Origin of the sequence: Fluviibacterium sp. S390, from assembly GCF_049800695.1 — a bacterium.
In the GTDB taxonomy this organism is placed as follows: Bacteria; Pseudomonadota; Alphaproteobacteria; order Rhodobacterales; family Rhodobacteraceae; genus Meridianimarinicoccus.
On the sequence record NZ_JBNAFN010000001.1, the window covers coordinates 157,448 to 174,481 of the forward strand.

General features: G+C 66.0%; 14 protein-coding genes. 4 read left to right on the plus strand and 10 right to left on the minus strand.

From position 1 onward, the window contains the following. Positions 1-77 precede the first annotated feature (77 nt). Both ACP15K_RS00715 and ACP15K_RS00720 read left to right on the plus strand, forming a co-directional pair. Positions 78-1,886, plus strand: a complete 1,809-nt coding sequence (locus tag ACP15K_RS00715) for an aminopeptidase P family protein (protein WP_424989582.1) — start codon at positions 78-80, stop codon at positions 1,884-1,886. A gap of 81 nt (positions 1,887-1,967) precedes the next feature. Continuing rightward, on the plus strand, positions 1,968-2,330 hold the full coding sequence (locus ACP15K_RS00720) for a DUF427 domain-containing protein (RefSeq protein ID WP_193139321.1): 363 nt from the start codon (positions 1,968-1,970) through the stop codon (positions 2,328-2,330). A 3-nt stretch (positions 2,331-2,333) separates the two neighbouring features. Here ACP15K_RS00720 and ACP15K_RS00725 read toward each other — a convergent pair whose 3' ends face one another. The 9 genes from ACP15K_RS00725 to murB form a co-directional block, all read right to left on the minus strand. Beyond that, positions 2,334-4,019, minus strand: coding sequence for a chloride channel protein (locus tag ACP15K_RS00725; protein ID WP_193139323.1), 1,686 nt, complete (start codon positions 4,017-4,019; stop codon positions 2,334-2,336). Positions 4,020-4,100: 81 nt separating this feature from the next. Then, positions 4,101-5,756, minus strand: coding sequence for a DNA repair protein RecN (recN, locus tag ACP15K_RS00730; RefSeq protein ID WP_193139325.1), 1,656 nt, complete (start codon positions 5,754-5,756; stop codon positions 4,101-4,103). Positions 5,757-5,789: 33 nt separating this feature from the next. Continuing rightward, positions 5,790-6,623, minus strand: a complete 834-nt coding sequence (locus tag ACP15K_RS00735) for an outer membrane protein assembly factor BamD (RefSeq protein WP_193139327.1) — start codon at positions 6,621-6,623, stop codon at positions 5,790-5,792. Positions 6,624-6,759: 136 nt separating this feature from the next. Further along, positions 6,760-7,680: a UDP-3-O-acyl-N-acetylglucosamine deacetylase gene (gene lpxC / locus ACP15K_RS00740; protein ID WP_193139328.1), complete on the minus strand. Its 921-nt coding sequence runs from the start codon at positions 7,678-7,680 to the stop codon at positions 6,760-6,762. Between the two features lie 220 nt (positions 7,681-7,900). After that, positions 7,901-9,496 (minus strand): cell division protein FtsZ, encoded by a 1,596-nt coding sequence (ftsZ, locus tag ACP15K_RS00745; protein ID WP_193139331.1) that lies wholly within the window; start codon positions 9,494-9,496, stop codon positions 7,901-7,903. A 148-nt stretch (positions 9,497-9,644) separates the two neighbouring features. After that, complete coding sequence (gene ftsA, locus ACP15K_RS00750) at positions 9,645-10,976, minus strand: cell division protein FtsA (RefSeq protein WP_424989583.1); 1,332 nt, start codon at positions 10,974-10,976, stop codon at positions 9,645-9,647. Next, positions 10,973-11,860: a cell division protein FtsQ/DivIB gene (locus tag ACP15K_RS00755; protein ID WP_193139335.1), complete on the minus strand. Its 888-nt coding sequence runs from the start codon at positions 11,858-11,860 to the stop codon at positions 10,973-10,975. The genes ftsA and ACP15K_RS00755 overlap by 4 nt, the downstream gene beginning before the upstream one ends. After that, positions 11,848-12,783: a D-alanine--D-alanine ligase gene (locus ACP15K_RS00760; RefSeq protein ID WP_424989584.1), complete on the minus strand. Its 936-nt coding sequence runs from the start codon at positions 12,781-12,783 to the stop codon at positions 11,848-11,850. Before ACP15K_RS00760 ends, ACP15K_RS00755 begins: the two co-directional genes overlap by 13 nt. A 90-nt stretch (positions 12,784-12,873) precedes the next feature. Further along, on the minus strand, positions 12,874-13,773 hold the full coding sequence (murB, locus tag ACP15K_RS00765; RefSeq protein ID WP_424989585.1) for a UDP-N-acetylmuramate dehydrogenase: 900 nt from the start codon (positions 13,771-13,773) through the stop codon (positions 12,874-12,876). Between the two features lie 152 nt (positions 13,774-13,925). On the opposite strand from murB, the gene ACP15K_RS00770 reads away from it, so the two are divergent. Next, positions 13,926-14,519 (plus strand): hypothetical protein, encoded by a 594-nt coding sequence (locus ACP15K_RS00770; protein WP_424989586.1) that lies wholly within the window; start codon positions 13,926-13,928, stop codon positions 14,517-14,519. Next, positions 14,513-15,442 carry a hypothetical protein gene (locus ACP15K_RS00775; protein WP_424989587.1) on the plus strand — a complete coding sequence of 310 codons (930 nt, stop codon included), beginning with the start codon at positions 14,513-14,515 and terminating at the stop codon, positions 15,440-15,442. Before ACP15K_RS00770 ends, ACP15K_RS00775 begins: the two co-directional genes overlap by 7 nt. Before the next feature lie 194 nt (positions 15,443-15,636). On the opposite strand, the gene murC is transcribed toward ACP15K_RS00775, so the two are convergent. Then, on the minus strand, positions 15,637-17,034 hold the full coding sequence (murC, locus tag ACP15K_RS00780; RefSeq protein WP_424989659.1) for a UDP-N-acetylmuramate--L-alanine ligase: 1,398 nt from the start codon (positions 17,032-17,034) through the stop codon (positions 15,637-15,639).

The following is a 17,034-nucleotide window of genomic DNA, read 5'->3' on the forward strand; positions in this document are numbered from 1 at the left end:
GCCCGCCGGGGGCTTTGCTAGGCTTTGCTCGCGCGCCGATCCCGGCGCGCGCGGCAACTTTCAGGGCGGAGAGCGTTTTGTTCCAATCCTTCGAGACAACTTCCAACCCCGCAACGGGCGCGCCGCGTCTGGCAGCCCTGCGCGAGGCCATCGCGACGGCCGGGCTGAGCGGGTTTCTGGTGCCCCGCGCCGATGCCCATCAGGGCGAATACGTGGCCGACTGCGACAATCGTCTGGCCTGGCTGACAGGCTTTACCGGTTCGGCGGGCTTTGCCGCGATCCTGCCCGATCTCGCCGGGGTCTTCGTCGACGGGCGCTATACGGTGCAGGTCCGCGCGCAGGTGGATCCGGCGGTGTTCACACCGGTAGCCTGGCCTGCGACCGGCCTGTCGGACTGGCTGAAGGCTCACGCAAAGCCGGGCATGAGCATCGGTTTTGACCCGTGGCTGCACACGGTGCAGGAAATCGACACCCTGCGCCGCGACCTGCGCGGCACCCAGATCACGCTGGTGGATTGCGAAAACCTTGTGGATCAGGTCTGGACCGACCGCCCCGCCGCGCCTGCCGCACAGGCCTGGGCGCATCCCTCGCAACTGGCAGGCAAGAGTGCGGCCGACAAGCGCGCCGATCTGGCCGCCGACCTGCGCAAGGACGAACAGCGCGCGGCGGTCCTGACGCTGCCCGACAGCATCGCCTGGTTGCTCAACATCCGCGGCGCCGACATTCCCCGCATTCCCGTCGTACAAGCCTTTGCCATCCTGCATGACGACGGTGCGGTGGATCTGTTCACCGATCCGGCCAAGCTTACCGGGCTGGAGGATCATCTGGGCGACGCGGTTCGCATCGCGCCCCAGGACCGCTTCGGCGCGGCCCTGCAGGGTCTGCCCGGCCCGGTGCGCATCGACAAGTCCAGCGCGCCGCATGCAGTGCAGATGTACCTGACCGACGCCGGCACCGAGGTTGCGCTCGACCGTGATCCCTGCGTTCTGCCCAAGGCCTGCAAGAACCCGGTCGAGATCGCCGGAGCCGAAGCCGCGCATCTGCGCGACGGGGCCGCCATGGTGCGCTTTCTGCACTGGCTGGACGATACCGCCGGCGACGGTACGGTGACCGAGATCGACGCCGTCACCCGTCTGGAGACCCTGCGCGCCGAAACTGGCGCGTTGAAGGATATCAGCTTTGACACCATCGCCGGGGCCGGTCCCAACGGCGCCATCGTGCACTACCGCGTGACCGAGGACAGCAATCGCGCTCTGGAACCGGGCGGGGTGTTCCTGATTGACAGCGGCGGCCAGTACGAGGACGGCACCACCGATATCACCCGCACGGTACTTGTGCCCGGTGGCCCTGCCGATCCCGACGCCGTGGCCGCCCATACCCGCGTGCTGCAGGGGGTTATCGCGCTCAGCCGTGCGCGGTTTCCCAAGGGGGTGACAGGGCGCGATCTGGATGCGCTGGCGCGCTTCGCGCTCTGGACCGCCGGTCAGGACTATGACCACGGCACCGGCCACGGCGTTGGCGCCTATTTGTCGGTGCATGAAGGTCCGGCGCGGATCTCGCGCACGGGGAACGAGGAATTGCGCCCCGGCATGATCCTGTCGAACGAACCGGGATACTACCGCGAAGGCGCCTTCGGCATCCGCATCGAGAACCTGATCCTCACGCACGAGGCCCCGCCCCTGCCCGGTGGCGACGACCGCGAGATGCTGTGTTTCCGGACCCTGACACATGTGCCCATCGACCGCCGCCTGATCGAGGTCGACGCGTTGAGCCGGGCCGAGCGCGACTGGGTCGATGCCTACCACGCCGAAACCCGCAAACGGCTGTCACCTTTGCTGGACGGCGCCGCGCACGACTGGTTGCTTCGCGCGACCGATCCGCTCTGAGACGGATTTTTGCGTGTATGTCGGCCCGATCCGGTCTAAGGATCGGGCCATACACAAAAGTTGAAACGAGTAGGGGAACGCATGTCCGATACGTCCAATGCAAATGGTGTCGCGCTCACCATCCGCGAATTGCCTGGCAAATATGTGGTCTACGCCTCGGGCGCCGTCTATGCCGAAACCCAGAACGCGCTGGAACTGGTCGACGGCGACGGCGCGCGGGAAATCTTCATTCCCCGCGCGGATGTAGCCATGGCCTTCTTCGACAAGTCCGAAACGTCGACCGACTCTCCGCAGAAGGGCACGGCAAGCTTTTACTCGATCGAAACCAAGAGCAAGGTGATCGACGATGCGGCCTGGTCCTATGAGAACCCGACCGCTGCGGCCGCGGCGATCAAGGATCATCTGACCTTCGACACCGACAAGGTCACCGTCGAGGAACACTGACCCTCAGGAATGCTCCTCGGCAGCGGTGGCGACCAGGGCGCGGTTATAGGCCTTCAGGGCGTCCAGATGATACAGGGCGCCCACCACCACGACCTCTCCGGGCGGGTCGCCTTGCTGGATCACCGGCAGGAAATCGCTGTCGGTTTGCTCGAACAACGGCATCGCCTGTTCCAGCGTGGCGGTGCGATCCAGGCTCAGCCCCTCAGTGATCAGCGCCCGTGCGGCCTCCTCCCCCGGATAGTGGGGGTGGTTGGGCTTGCGCATGACCACGGACACCCGGTGCAGCGCCAGCAGGTATTGCTGCGGCCCTCCGGCCAGATGGATCCCGCGCCGTTCCAGTTGCGTCAGGAAGAACGAGCGATGCACCATGGTGCTGGCCAGCGCCGTGGACAATCCCACCGAGGTCATCACGACAATCCCGGTTTGCCAGTCGCCGGTCAGCTCGAACACGATCAACGTGGTAGAGATGGGCGCGCCCAGCACAGCCGCCGCCACTGCCCCCATGCCCGCCAGCGCATAAAGCGTCTCGCTGCCCGAGACGTCGGGGAAAACCCCGGTGGCGATCAGCCCGAAAGCCAGCCCGGTCAGCGCCCCCATCATCAGCGAGGGCGAGAAGATGCCGCCACCCATGCGCCCGCCCATGGTGATGGCCACAGCAACGCATTTCAGAACGGCAAAGACCACCGCCTCGTGCAGCACCAACTCTCCGGTCAGGGCGCGGGCCGTGGTTTCATAGCCGACCCCGATGATATGCGGAAAGAAGATGGCAAGCGCCCCAAGAAAGACCCCGGCCACCGCCGGGCGCGCCCATCGCGGCAGACCCGTTTCGGCCTGGATGTCGTTGGCCACGCCTTCGGTCCAAAGCACCAGCTTCATGAAGATCACGGCCACCAGCCCGCAGACGAGCCCCAGCAGCAGAAAAGCCGGCAGTTCGATGAAGAAATCCAGCGTGTTCATTCCCGGAAGGACGAATTCGGTCACCCCGCCGAACTCCAGCCGGTTGATCACCGTACCGGCAACCGAGGCGATGGCGATGGGCGCGAAGGCATGAATCGCGAAGTGCCGCAGCACCACTTCCAGCGCGAACAGCGCCCCGGCAATCGGCGCGTTGAACGAAGCCGAAACCGCCGCCGCCACCGCGCAGCCCAGCAATTCGCGCCCGTGCAAACCGTCCGCGTGCATCCGACGGCTGACCCAGCTTGAGATCTCTCCGGCCAGATGAACCACCGGCCCCTCGCGTCCGGTGGAGCCGCCGGTAGACAGGGTGATGAGCGAGGCAACCGTCGAGGCGATGCCGGCCTTGCGCTCCAGCCGCCCCTCGTGCAGGGCCGCGCCTTCGATCACATCCGCCACCGCGCGCACGCGGCCATCGTCGGTGAACCGGTCGAGGATGATCCCCACGGCCAGCCCGCCAAGGATCGGGATGATCAGCACCCACCACCACGGCAATTCGCCCGCCACCGACGCCAGGGAAACGTCGTCGGTGCCGTAAAACGTTGTCTGCAGCACCTGGATGCCCTTGCGGAACCCCATGGCGGCCAGTCCCGACACGCAGCCCACCAGCAGCGCGATGAACCAGAACTGGATGGTGCCCGGCCCTTTCAGGCGCAGCGCGTCGCGGATGCTGACAAGATGGCTGCGCAATCGCGCCACTGCCTGCCTTGCAATCCGTCCCAGCCGCAAGCCCATGCTACACCCCCGCCCGACCGTAAACCCGGTGGCCCTGCGCGGGGCGGGTCCGGGTGATGCGGAGGGGGCGTAACACCGGCCCTATCCCGCCAGCAGCGCCCGCGCGGCAGAGCGCGCATGATCGGTGATCTGGTCGCCCGCCAACATCCGGGCAATTTCATCGACTCGGGCGTCGGGATCCAGCGGCACCACGTTCGACAGGGTCCGCCCTTCGGACACGGCTTTTTCCACGCGCCAGTGATGCTGGCCCAGGGCGGCCACCTGCGGCGAATGCGTGACCACAAGAACCTGCCCTTCGGCGCGCGCGGCCAGGGCTGCCAGACGCCGCCCCACGGCATCCGCCGTGGCCCCGCCGACGCCACGGTCAATCTCGTCGAAGATCAGGGTCAGCCCGGTGTCGCCGGCGGTCAGACAGACTTTCAGCGCCAGAAGAAAACGCGACAGTTCTCCGCCCGAGGCGATCTTGTCCAGCGGACCCGAGGGCGCGCCGGGATTGGTGGCCACGGTGAATTGCACCGCGTCGATGCCATCTGGCCCCGGAGTGGCGGGAAGAACCTCGGTTGTGAACTCTGCGCGCTCCATCTTCAGAGGGGCCAGTTCTGCCGCCATGGCCGCATCCAGACGACGGGCCGCCGCCTGCCGGGCCCGTTGCAGCGCCTCGGCGGCGGTGTCGTAGTCTGCTTGCGCCGCAATGACCGCCGCCTCCAGCCCCGCGATGTGTTCGGCGCCGTGATCGATCGCTTTGAGGCGTGTGCGCAGATCACCGGCCAGTTCAGCCAGTTCGTCGGGCAGAACGCCATGCTTGCGGGCCAGCCCCCGCAGCGCAAACAGCCGCTCCTCGGCCTGCTCCAACTCCATCGGATCGAAGGTCAGCGCGTCGAGACAAGCCTCGACCCCGGCCTGTGCCTCGGCCAGTTCGGTCATCGCCCGGTCCAGCGCGGCCAGTGGCTCCTGGATCTTGTCCTCCAGCAACTCGCCCGCCCCTTCCAGCCAGCGAATGGCCCCGGCCAGATTGCTTTCGGCCCCCTCGCCGCCCAGCACCTGTGCGGCGCGCTGCACGTCGTCGCGCACTTTCTCGGCGCCCTGCATCAGGCGGCGGCGGGTGTCCAGTTCGGCATCTTCGCCGGGCTGCGGGTCAAGATCGTCCAACTCCTTGACCGCATGGCGCAGGGTGTCTTCCTCGGCCCGCGCGGCATCCAGACGGGCGCGGGCCGTGGCCTCTTCCTTGCGGGCTGCAGCCAGCGCCTTCCACGCACCGGCCACGGCTGCTTGAAGCGCGCCATGCCCGCCGAAATCGTCCAGAAGCGCGCGATGACCGCGCGGGTCCAGCAAGCCGCGATCGTCATGCTGGCCGTGCAATTCAACCAACGTGCCGGACAGGGCGCGCAGCACATCGCCCGAACAGCGGCGATCGTTGACCCAGGCGGCCTTGCGTCCATCGGGAGAGTTGGTGCGGCGCAGCAGCAACTCGCGCCCGCCGGGCAGACCGGCCTCGGCCAGAACCGCTTGCGCGGGGTGGTCGTCGCCAATGTCGAACAGGGCCGTGACTTCGCCACGCTCGGCCCCTTGCCGGACCAGATCGGCACGGCCGCGCCAGCCAAGCACGAAACCCAGGCTGTCCAGCAGGATCGATTTCCCGGCTCCGGTTTCCCCGGTCAATACGTTCAGCCCCGGCTGAAACAACAGTTCCAGCCGGTCGATGATCAGGATGTCGCGTATGTCCAGTTCCCGCAACATGCGGCGCTGTCTCCCGTCATGCCGTGGTGTGTGTCAGAGCCATTTTCCCTGGATCGACTGACGGTAGATGCCACTCAACCAGTTCGAGCCAACAGGCTCCAGCAACAGCCCCTGCCCGGTCAACAGCGCATAGCTGTCGTTGTACCATTCGCTGCCCTGATAGTTGTAGCCCAGGATCGCCCCAGCGGTCTGGGCTTCCTCGATCAGGCCAAGGGCGAGATAGGCCTCGACCAGACGATGCAGCGCCTCGGGCGTGTGGCTCGTGGTCTGGAAATCCTCGACCACCACGCGGAACCGGTTGATCGACGCCGCGTAGTACTGCTTGCCCAGATAGAAGCGCCCGATCTCCATCTCCTTGCCCGCCAGATGGTCGAAGGCCAGGTCGAATTTCAGGATCGCCGAGTCGGCATATTCGCTGTCGGGATAGCGTTCGATCACCGTGCGCAGGGCTTGCAGCGCCTGGAAGGTGATGCCCTGGTCGCGGCCCACGTCGTCAATCTGATCGTAATAGCTGAGTGCCAGAAGGTACTGCGCATAGGCGGCATCTTCATCCGCCGGATAGAAGTCGATATAGCGCTGCGCGGCCGACCGCGACTCTTCATAGTTCCGATCCCAGTGGAAGGCATAGGCCTGCATGATCAGCGCCCGCTTGGCCCATTCCGAATAGGGATACAGCCGCTCGACCTCGCCGAAGTAGCGCGCCGAATCCTCAAGGTTGCCGGTCTCAAGCTCGTATTCGGCCCGATCGTAGATTTCCTTGGGCGAGAAGTTCTCGAAACTGGGCTCGCGGTTGCCCACGCAGCCACCCAGCCCTCCTGCCACCAGAAGCACGAGAATCGATTTCCGCAGTGACCCGGATGCGCGCATGCCTGTTCTTACCAATCCCGAGGTTTTGTCCTCAATTGAGACGGGGTTATCATGAAAGATTGGCGGGAAAAATGGGGATTGCAGAACACGGCGCGCAAAAATTGCGCGCCGTTCCGCCGTTTTCTGCCGGAAGGTGTCAGGCGCAGAGCGCCAGATCGCTGGCCTGCACCCCGACGCCGGGCAGCGACTGGGCCATTTCGGCGTCGCATTCGACGATTTCAAAGGCCTCGGGATCGGCGAACACCGCCCGCAGCAGCGCGTTTGTCAGACTGTGCCCGGCGCGAACACCGGTATAACGGCCCTGGATCGGCAGACCGGCCAGCGCCAGATCGCCAAGCGCGTCCAGCATCTTGTGGCGCACCGGTTCGTCCTGATGGCGCAAACCACCGGGGCTGAGCACCACGTCGCCGTCAAAGACCACCGCGTTCTCGGTCGTGCCACCCAGGGCAAGCCCGGCAGCGCGCATCGCGTCCACGTCGGACTGGCGGCAGAAGGTCCGGCTGTCGCACAGGTTGCGGACGAAAGCGCCGTTGCGCATGTTCAGCGAGCGGGCCTGATGGCCGATGGCAGCATCGTCATAGTCGATGCGGAAGTCGATGTGGAAGCCGTGCGACGGGGTCAGCGTGGCCATGGCATCGCCCCGCGTGACGGTAACCGGCTTGAGGATGCGGATCACGTGCAACGGTCCGGCCTGACGGACAAGACCCGCGGCCAGCATCTTGCGCACGAAGGGGGCCGCGCTGCCATCGAGGATCGGAACCTCGGGCGCGTTGACCTCGACCAGCGCGTTGGTGACGCCCAGACCTGCAAAGGCCGCCATCAGATGTTCGATGGTCGACAGCTGGGTGCCGTGATCGTTGACAAGACGGGTGCACAGCGGGGTCTGTTCGGCGCGATCCCAGCGGGCTTCCAGAACCGCGGCCTCGCCGGTCAGATCACTGCGGCGGAACACGATCCCGTGGTTGCGCGGTGCCGGGTGCACAATCATATGCACAGGGCGGCCCGAGTGGAGCCCGGTACCCTTGAAGTGCATGTCTTTTGCGACGGTCATCTGCATTGGGAGTGATCCTGCTTCAACAGTTTCAACAGTTTGCAGATGTTAGGTATGGGAGGGGGGTCGATGTCTCAACTCAATCTTCATGTCGGTCTGAAACATCCCAAAAATCAGGTCGGCGGGTTTTCGCTCATAGGCCTTCGCAGTCGCAGCAAGATATTGCTCTAAAAAGAAAAAGGGCCGCTTCACGCGACCCTTCAATTGTTTCAGACCGTGTAAAAAATCAGTTGGCCTGGCGGCGGAGAAAGGCCGGGATTTCGATTTTATCGAGGTCGGCGTCATCCTCGGGCAGGTCCTGGGGCATCGATTGCATCGGCGGCTGCTGCCGTGCGGTGGGGCTTGCCGGGCGCTGCTCAGTGCCGTGGCCGGTCATTCGGTTGATCAGGGAGTTGATCCCGAAGCGGGCCTTGTCATGGCTCGGTTCAGCCACCGGGGCTGCCGCCGGTTGCGCGGCGGGCCGCGCTGCGGTCTCGTAGCCTTCCGGAGCCTTGCGGACCGCCGCTTCCAGGCGCCGCAGGGTTTCGGCAGACGGGGTTCCGGCAGACCGCGCGGCGATGCCGGCGGCATCGCCAGCCGGGGCCGGCGCATAGGCGGGCGGCGGCAGGTCATCGCTGGCCTGTGGTTGCTGTGCTGCCGGAGCTTGCGGCTGCGGATCGAGATCGTGGAACAGCGTCGGCTCCTCTGCCACCACCGGTGCGGCGGCGGGCTGGGCCATGGCCGCGGCAGGCGCGACAACGGGCGCTTCCACCGGTGCCGGTGCGGCGGCTTCTGCCGGCTTTTCCTCGGCGGCGACCTTGTTGGTCAGCGGCGTCGCAAGGCTGCGGCGCGGCACCGGGGTGTCGGCAGCTTCCACAGCGGCATCGATGCCGGTGGCCACAACCGAAACGCGCATGCAGCCTTCCATGTCGGTGTCGAGGGTCGAGCCGACGATGATGTTGGCGTCCTGGTCCACTTCCTCGCGGATGCGGTTGGCGGCCTCGTCCAGTTCGAACAGGGTCAGATCGTAGCCGCCGGTGATGTTGATGAGCACGCCGCGCGCGCCCTTCAGCGAAATCTCGTCCAGCAGCGGGTTGGCGATGGCCTTTTCGGCGGCCTGGATCGCGCGCTGCTCGCCCTCGCCCTCGCCGGTGCCCATCATGGCCTTGCCCATCTCGTCCATCACGGCGCGCACGTCCGCGAAGTCGAGGTTGATCAGGCCCGGACGGACCATCAGGTCGGTGACACCCTTGACGCCCTGGTACAGAACGTCGTCGGCCATCGAGAAGGCCTCGGTAAAGGTGGTCTTTTCATTGGCCAGACGGAACAGGTTCTGGTTCGGAATGATAATCAGGGTGTCGACGACCTTTTGCAGGCATTCGATCCCCTCTTCCGCCTTGCGCATGCGCTTGGCGCCTTCGAACTGGAACGGCTTGGTCACGACGCCGACGGTCAGAACGCCAAGTTCCCGCGCGGCCTGCGCGATGATCGGGGCCGCCCCGGTACCGGTGCCGCCCCCCATGCCGGCGGTGATGAAGCACATGTGGCTGCCGACCAGATGATCAACGATCTGTTCGATCGATTCTTCCGCCGCCGCCGCACCGACCGAAGGCCGCGCCCCCGCGCCCAGACCTTCGGTCACCTTGATGCCCATCTGCACCTTGGAAACCGACCGGTTTTGCTGCAGGGCCTGCGCATCGGTGTTGGCCACCACGAATTCGACGCCTTCCAGCGCCTTTTCGATCATGTTGTTGACCGCGTTGCCGCCGGCCCCGCCCACACCGAAGACGGTGATCTTCGGAGTCAAATCTTCCTGCTCGGGCATAGTCAGGTTCAATGTCATGTCTGGATCCGCCTGTAGTTAATTTACGGACTTTGCGCCCGCGCGTGCTCATTGGCAGCGAGTGTATCCGCCCCGTGGCGCTGGGTCACGCCAAAATCTGTACATTTGGGTCAAAAACCACAAGGTTTGGCGGCTTCGCGCCGCCAATCTACCAGTTCTCCCTGAACCAGCGCACGGCGCGACGCAGGGATCTGGCCGGATAACGGTGGGTTTCGATGTCGAAATCCCAGCATTCGTCCTGTGGATGTGCCGCGAAAAGGCACAGCCCCACGGTGGCCGCAAACCCCGGTCCCGCCGCCGCCTGCGGCATCCCCTGGATGCGCAGCGGCCGGCCCAGCCGCACCTGCTGGCCCAGCATCCGCGTGGCCAGCGCCGACAGTCCGGGCACCTGGCTGGCGCCGCCGGTCAGCACGATCTTCTGGCTGGGCAGATGGTCAAAGCCCGCAGCCTCCAGCCGGGCGTGCACGTCTTCGAGGATCTCCTCGACCCGGGGCCGCATGATGCCGATCAGTTCGGATCGCGAGATTTCGCGCCGGTCATGTTCCCAATCGCCGGTCTCGCCGGTCAGCGGGATCGTCTCGCGGTCGTCGCGCCCGGTGGCCTCCAGCCCGCCATGCAGGGTCTTGATGCGTTCAGCCAGATCCAGCGGAATGCCCAGCCCCTTGGAGATGTCCTGGGTCACATGTGCACCGCCGATGCGCACCGTGTCGGCAAAGATCATGTGGCCGCGCAGGAAGATCGAGATGCCTGTGGTGCCTGCACCCATGTCGATGCAGGCGGCGCCCAGTTTCTGCTCGTCCTCGACCATCGCCGAAATGCCCGCCGCATAGGCCGATGACGCCAGCCCGGCCAGTTCCAGATCGCAGCGCTTCACGCAGTGCAGGATGTTCTGCACAACCGCCCGATCCACCGCCAGAAGATGCATGTCGGTGGTCAGCGTGTTGCCGATCTGGCCGCGCGGATCCGACAGGCCCGAGCGATAATCGAGCGCAAAGTTCACCGGTTGCGCGTGCAGGATGGTGCGATGACCGCCAATATCCGGCGTGTCGCAACTGCCCAGAACGGCGGCCACATCGCTTTCGCTGACCTCCTGCCCGGTCACGTCGATCTCGCCTGTGACCCCGTACGAGCGCGGATTGGCGCCCGAGAAACACACGATGGCATGGTCGGCCCGCACCTGCGCCATTTTCTGGGCGGCCTGCACCACCGTGCGGATGGCCCGCTCGGTCTCCTGCATGGCCGAAATCTCGCCATGCCGCATACCGCGTGCCCGTGTCGTCGCGGCCCCGATCACCCGGAATTGCGACTGCCCGGCCATCGGTCCGACCCCGTCCACCGTGGGCAGGTCGCCGCCATCAAATCGCAGGATCAGGCAGGTGGCCTGATGCGTGCCCATGTCCAGAACCGCCACCACGCCGCGCTGCATGGCGGCCTTGCGCATCTGGCGCATCGCGCGTTGCGTTTCGAATACGTCCATCATTGGCTTGCAAGTCCCTGTTCGAATGAGCGGGTGAGGCGCAGGTAGTCCATCGCCCCCGGCCCCAGCCGGACCGTCGGACGGCCCGGATTGCGCATGTCCACGACCGGCACGTCGCGATTGAGAAGATCCAGCGCCGCATGAATCGCCAGCGTCCGTTCCAGCGCCTGCTGCGCGCCGGTTTCGGGCAGCCGGATCACCTGGTCGCGATCCAGCATGATGTCCCAGCGCCGTTCGCCGCGCCGGGTCAGGGCCCGCAGGCGGTCCTGGATCGGCTCGGCTGAGGCGATCAGGGCCAGCGCCTCGGGGATGGCCGCATCGGCCCCGGTTCCGGTGACCAGCGGCAGGTCGGGGCGACCGTCGCGATGGTCGATATAGGCGATGCGATGGCCGGTGGCGTCCAGCATCTCCAGCGCGAAGGGCCGTCGCCAGATCACCGCCGGTTCGCGTTCACGCACGGCGATGCTCAGGGCACCGCCCAGTTCGACCGACACCTGCACCTGCGCCACCGCGTCCAGCTCGGCGACGCTGGCCTGCAACAGTTCCGGGTCAAGCCGGAACCAGCTGACCGGAAACTCCAGCGACAGCCGTGCGCGGATCGCCTCGGCCAGCACCGGCGAGGCCCCGGTCACCGCCATCTGCCGGATCTGGAACTCGGGACGGGCTTCGACCGAGGCGAGGATATCCCCGGTCCAGGTCTTCACCATGTCGATCTGCGCGGGCTGGGTGACCCAAGCCGCCGCCCCCCCAAAGATCAGGGCCGCGGGCATCACCGCCGTGACCAGACGCCGGAACAGCGGCGACAGCCACAACCGCGTCATGCGATAGGCCGCGCGGCTGGGCGCGGGATCGTTCAGGTCGCGGCGGCGGTGGATCAACGGTCGCATGAGGCGTCCTCCACCATCCAGCGCACGAGGGTCGGATAGTCGATGCCGCAATGTGCGGCCTGTTCGGGCACCAGCGAGGTCGGCGTCATGCCCGGCTGGGTGTTGGTTTCCAGCAGGATCAACCCGTCCAACCCGCGGCTTTCGTCCCAGCGGAAATCGGTGCGCGATACGCCCCGGCATCCCAACGCCTCATGAGCGCGCACGGCGTAATCCAGACAGGCCTCGAAAATCTCGGTCGGCACATCGGCGGGCAGCACGTGGCGCGAGCCGCCGGGGGCATATTTCGCCTCGTAATCGTACCAGCCGTCCATCAGGATGTCGGTCACGGTCAACGCACGCGATGCGTCCCCGCCGACGCCCGCCCCCAGAACGGTGGTGGTCATTTCGCGGCCCGGCGCGAATCGCTCGACCATCACCCGGCCCGGCATTTCGGGGGCCAGTTGCGGTGGGCCGTTGGCGGCCTCGTGCACCAGGTAGACCCCGACCGAGGAGCCTTCGTTGTTGGGCTTCACCACGTAGGGCGGATCCATCACGTGCCCGGCGCGCACGGCCTCGGCGTCGAAAATCCCGCTCTCGACCACTGGCAGGCCGGCGGCGGCATAGGCCGACTTGGTGCGGGTCTTGTCCATCGCCAGCGCCGAAGCCAGCACGCCTGAATGGGTATAAGGCAGGTGCAGCCATTCCAGCAGGCCCTGCACGCAGCCATCCTCGCCCCAGCGTCCATGCAGGGCGTTGAACACCACGTCCGGCACGGTCGCGGCCAGTTGCGCGGGCAGATCGGCCCCCGCGTCGATTTCGGCCACACGAAAGCCCGCCGCCCGAAGGGCCACGGCACATTCCCGTCCCGAACTGAGCGACACGTCACGCTCAGCGGACAGCCCGCCCTTCAGGACGGCCACCAAGGGATCTGTCTTGGACGACATGACCCTGCCTCAATCTGTTGTGGGGCGCCTGGCCCCGCTGCTCGAACCGCCGGATTTTTCCGGTCTGATCTTCTGGTGTGGGCGTCCCGTTCAGCCGGGCTTTTCGCCTACACGCATGATTTCCCACTCTAGCGTGATGCCACTGTTTTCGAAAACCCTTTTTCGCACGTCCTCGCCCAGATCTTCCAGATCGGCGGCGGTTGCGCCACCGGCATTGGTCAGGAAGTTGGAATGCTTTTCCGACATTTGCGCCCCGCCCTTGCGCGCGCCCCGCATCCCGGCGTCGTCGATCAGCTTCCAGGCCTTCAGGTCATGCACGTCGTCGGCCCGCCCGGTCGAGGAAAACCCCGACGGGTTGCGGAAGGTCGATCCGGCCGTGCGGTCCTTGGTGGGTTGGGTCGCATCGCGCTTGGCCAACTGTTCGGCCATCTTCGCTTCCAGCGCCGCCGGATCGCCAGCGGGGGCGCGAAAGGTGGCCTCTGTCAGCACCCAGCCGTCGGGCAAAGTGCTGTGGCGATAGCCGAAGGCCAGATCATCGGCGCTCAGGGTCACCGAGTCGCCTGCCCGTGTCACCGCCTGCGCGGACACGAAATGATCGGCGACATATTGGCCATAGCAGCCTGCGTTCATCCGCACCGCCCCGCCAATGGCACCGGGAATCGTGCGCAGGAACGTCAGGTCGCGCCCGGCTTGCGCCGCCTTGCGCGCCACATGGGCATCCAGCGCCGCGGCTCCGGCGACCACCAGATCGCCGTCGATTCGGATCTGGTTGAACCCGCGCCCCAGCCGCACCACCATGCCCCGGATGCCGCCATCGCGCACGATCAGGTTCGACCCCACGCCCATGGGAAACACCGGCACCATGGGGTCGAGCCCAGCCAGCGTCGCCTTCAGATCCTCCAGGTCCGTGGGCTGGAAGAAGATCTCGGCGGGGCCGCCCACCCGCAGCCAGGTCAGGTCAGACAGGGGTCTTGCAGGGGTCGTCGGCACGTCGGCTTTCCGGAAATGGATCAGGATCAGGGTTCCGGCGCGGGGTAACGCGAAACCCCCGCCCTGTCACGCATAGAACTGCGGGTCGCGGTGACCTGACTTGATCGGGTGCGGGAAATGGCCAACACTTCCCCAAGGACAAGGAGTGCCTCATGGACACCATCATTCTGTTCCGCATTGCCGAACGGCTGACCCTGACAGCCGTTGTCCTGCTGGTGGCACTGGTCGTGATGATCGGCTTCTGGCGCACGGTCCAGAAGATCAATCTGGCCGAGGGCGCGCCATTGGGGCTTGGCGGCTCCTTCGTGTTTTCGACACCGGTCTTCGTGCTGATGGCGCTGATCGGCTACGCCTGGGTCTCGCTGGAACACCCGATCGAAGTCACCTCGGCAGCCGCGCCAGAAGGGATGCAGGTGGCCGAAGGCGGGACACCGGCCGGCGGGTTTACCGGCGTGGCGCCGCTTTATCCCGATGCCGGCCCCGGCCCGCAGACCACGGGCACCGGCTATGACGCTTCCGTCGCACAGCGGCAGTTGCGCAGCCTGAACTGCCTGATCGACGGGCAGACCCTTTCCGCACGGACCGAAATCGACGTGACCGACGTGAAGCTGTCGCTGTTGGCAGGTCTGTGGCAACCGGCCTGGGGCAACCGATCCGATTTCGCCGACTGGGCCCGCAACACGGGCGGCCCCACCCCGTCACAGGAGGCGCGCACCGCCTGGTCCGCACTGCACCCGCTGTGCTGAGGGCCCTTGCCGTCACCCTTGCCCTGCTCGCCGCCCCGGTGTCGGCGCAGCTTTATACGCCTGACGAGATGCGCCATACCTTCCAGGCGGCCACGCCCGACATACAGCGTGTGTTCACACAGGACATACTGGGCAACCTGCCGCGCGATCTGCGTCCGCGCGCGGCACAGGTGCGGCTGGAGTTTCCCGAACAGGGCCGCTCGCCACTGGACTTCTTCGCCCACCCCGGCCGCGGCGTGATCTATTTCCCGATTGAGTCGATCCGCTTTTTCGACGATGTCGCCACGCTGTTCGCCTGGGTCGAAAGCCAGAACTGCAATCCCGAGGCGATACAGGCCTATCTCTGGGCCAAGCTGCGCGAAGGGCGCCCGCTGCCTTCGCCGCTGCGCGCTTTCAACATCGACCGCGACACCGCCTTTGCCGATGAATTCACCTACAACGTCTCGGGCAAGATCGTCAGTTCCGGCCTGCAATTCATCCTTGCGCATGAGTTGGGCCATATCCTGCTGAACCACGAAGGCGAGCTGCCCAGTGCCGAAAGCCAGCGACAAGAGATCGCCGCCGACGCCTTCGCGCTGGATCATTTCGAACGGCTGGGCGGGCTGCCGATGGGAGTGTTCTGGTACTACATGGCCGCCTGGTGGCTGGATCCGCTGGACGAGGCCGGGCGCGATGCCAGTTCCCACCCGGTCAGCCCGGCGCGCATCGCCACCCTGGCCGCGCGCCTGACCGGCGATCCCATGGCCTATTCCCATGGCGAACTTGACCCAAACCGCGAGGCCGAACTGGCCGCACAGATCGGCGCGATGGTGGCCGAACTTGCCACACTGATCGACGACGACGGGATGCTCAACCTGATGCCGCTGGTGTTGGATCGCGACTGGCCGGCCACGCGCATCGCGCAGGCTTGCCCCACGCCCTGAAACGCGGGCGGCCGTTCTTCTTCATCTGGCTGGAAGTTGCACACAACGACAGGCGTGCCCACCTTTGCACCTTGCCCCCCTGTGACACGGGGCTTTTGCGATCTTCCTGCAATCCGGCGCGGGAACTTCCCATGACAAACGCACATCCGGCAACCGCGATCGCCGGATATGCATCACGTCACACGGCGGCCGCGTCAGTCAGCCAACCGCCCCGGCAGCGCATTGGCCCAGGCACTGATCGTCCCGGCCCCAAGGCACACCACCATGTCACCGGGGCGGGCCTGTTCGCGGACGAGACGCACAAGGTCATCCTCGCAAGTGACGACGCGGGCGTGGCGATGGCCGTGGGCGATCAGCCCCTGAACCAGACCTTCGCGGGTGGCGCCCTCGATGGGATCTTCGCCAGCTCCGAAAACCTCGGCGATGCCGACCACGTCAGCCTCGTTGAAACAGGTGCAGAAATCCTCGAACAGCGAATGCAGGCGCGAATAGCGGTGCGGCTGATGCACGGCGATGATCCGGCCCTCGGTGGCCTGTCGCGCGGCTTTCAGCACGGCGGCGATTTCCACCGGGTGATGGCCATAGTCGTCGATGATCGTGATGCCGTTGACCTCGCCGACCTTGGTAAAGCGCCGGTTGACGCCCTTGAAGTTGGCCAGCGCCTGCCGGATTTCCGCGCGCTTCATGCCCAGGTGGCGGGCCACGGCCACGGCCGCCAGCGCGTTCGAGACGTTGTGATCGCCCGGCATCGGCAGGGTACACCCTTCGATCACCGAATCCTCGAACTGAAGGCGAATGTCGAAATGGGCCACACCGCCCTCGTACCGCAGGTTCACGGCGCGCACATCGGCCTGCGCGTTGAAGCCGAAGGTCCGCACCCGGCGGTCGGTGATCCGGCCCACCAGGGTCTGGACCTCGGCATGATCGGTGCAGCAGACCGCCAGCCCGTAGAACGGAATGCGCGAGACGAATTCATGGAATCCATCCCGCAGCGTGTCGAAATCGCCCCAATGCTCCATGTGCTCAGGGTCGATGTTGGTGACGATGGCAATGGTGGCCGGAAGGCGGTTGAAAGTGCCGTCGCTTTCGTCCGCCTCGACCACCATCCATTCGCCCTGCCCCATCCGCGCGTTCGAACCATAGGCGTGGATGATGCCGCCGTTGATGACCGTCGGATCGATGCCGCCTGCGTCCAGCAGCGTCGCCACCATGGTGGTGGTGGTGGTCTTGCCGTGGGTTCCGGCGACGGCGATGTTGGACTTCAGCCGCATCAGCTCGGCCAGCATCTCGGCCCGGCGCACCACGGGCAGGCCACGGCGGCGGGCTTCGTCCAGTTCCGGATTGCCCGGCTTAATCGCTGACGAGATCACGACAACATCGGCCTCGGCCAGGTTCTCGGCAGTCTGCCCCACGAAGATCCGTGCGCCCAGCTTGGCCAGTCGCTCGGTGATCTTCGAGGCCTTCAGGTCCGATCCCTGCACCTGGTAGCCGTGGTTGAGAAGCACCTCGGCGATGCCCGACATGCCGATCCCGCCGATCCCGACAAAATGGATGGCTCCAAGTTCCAGCGGCAGTTTCGTGGCGGCGTTCAT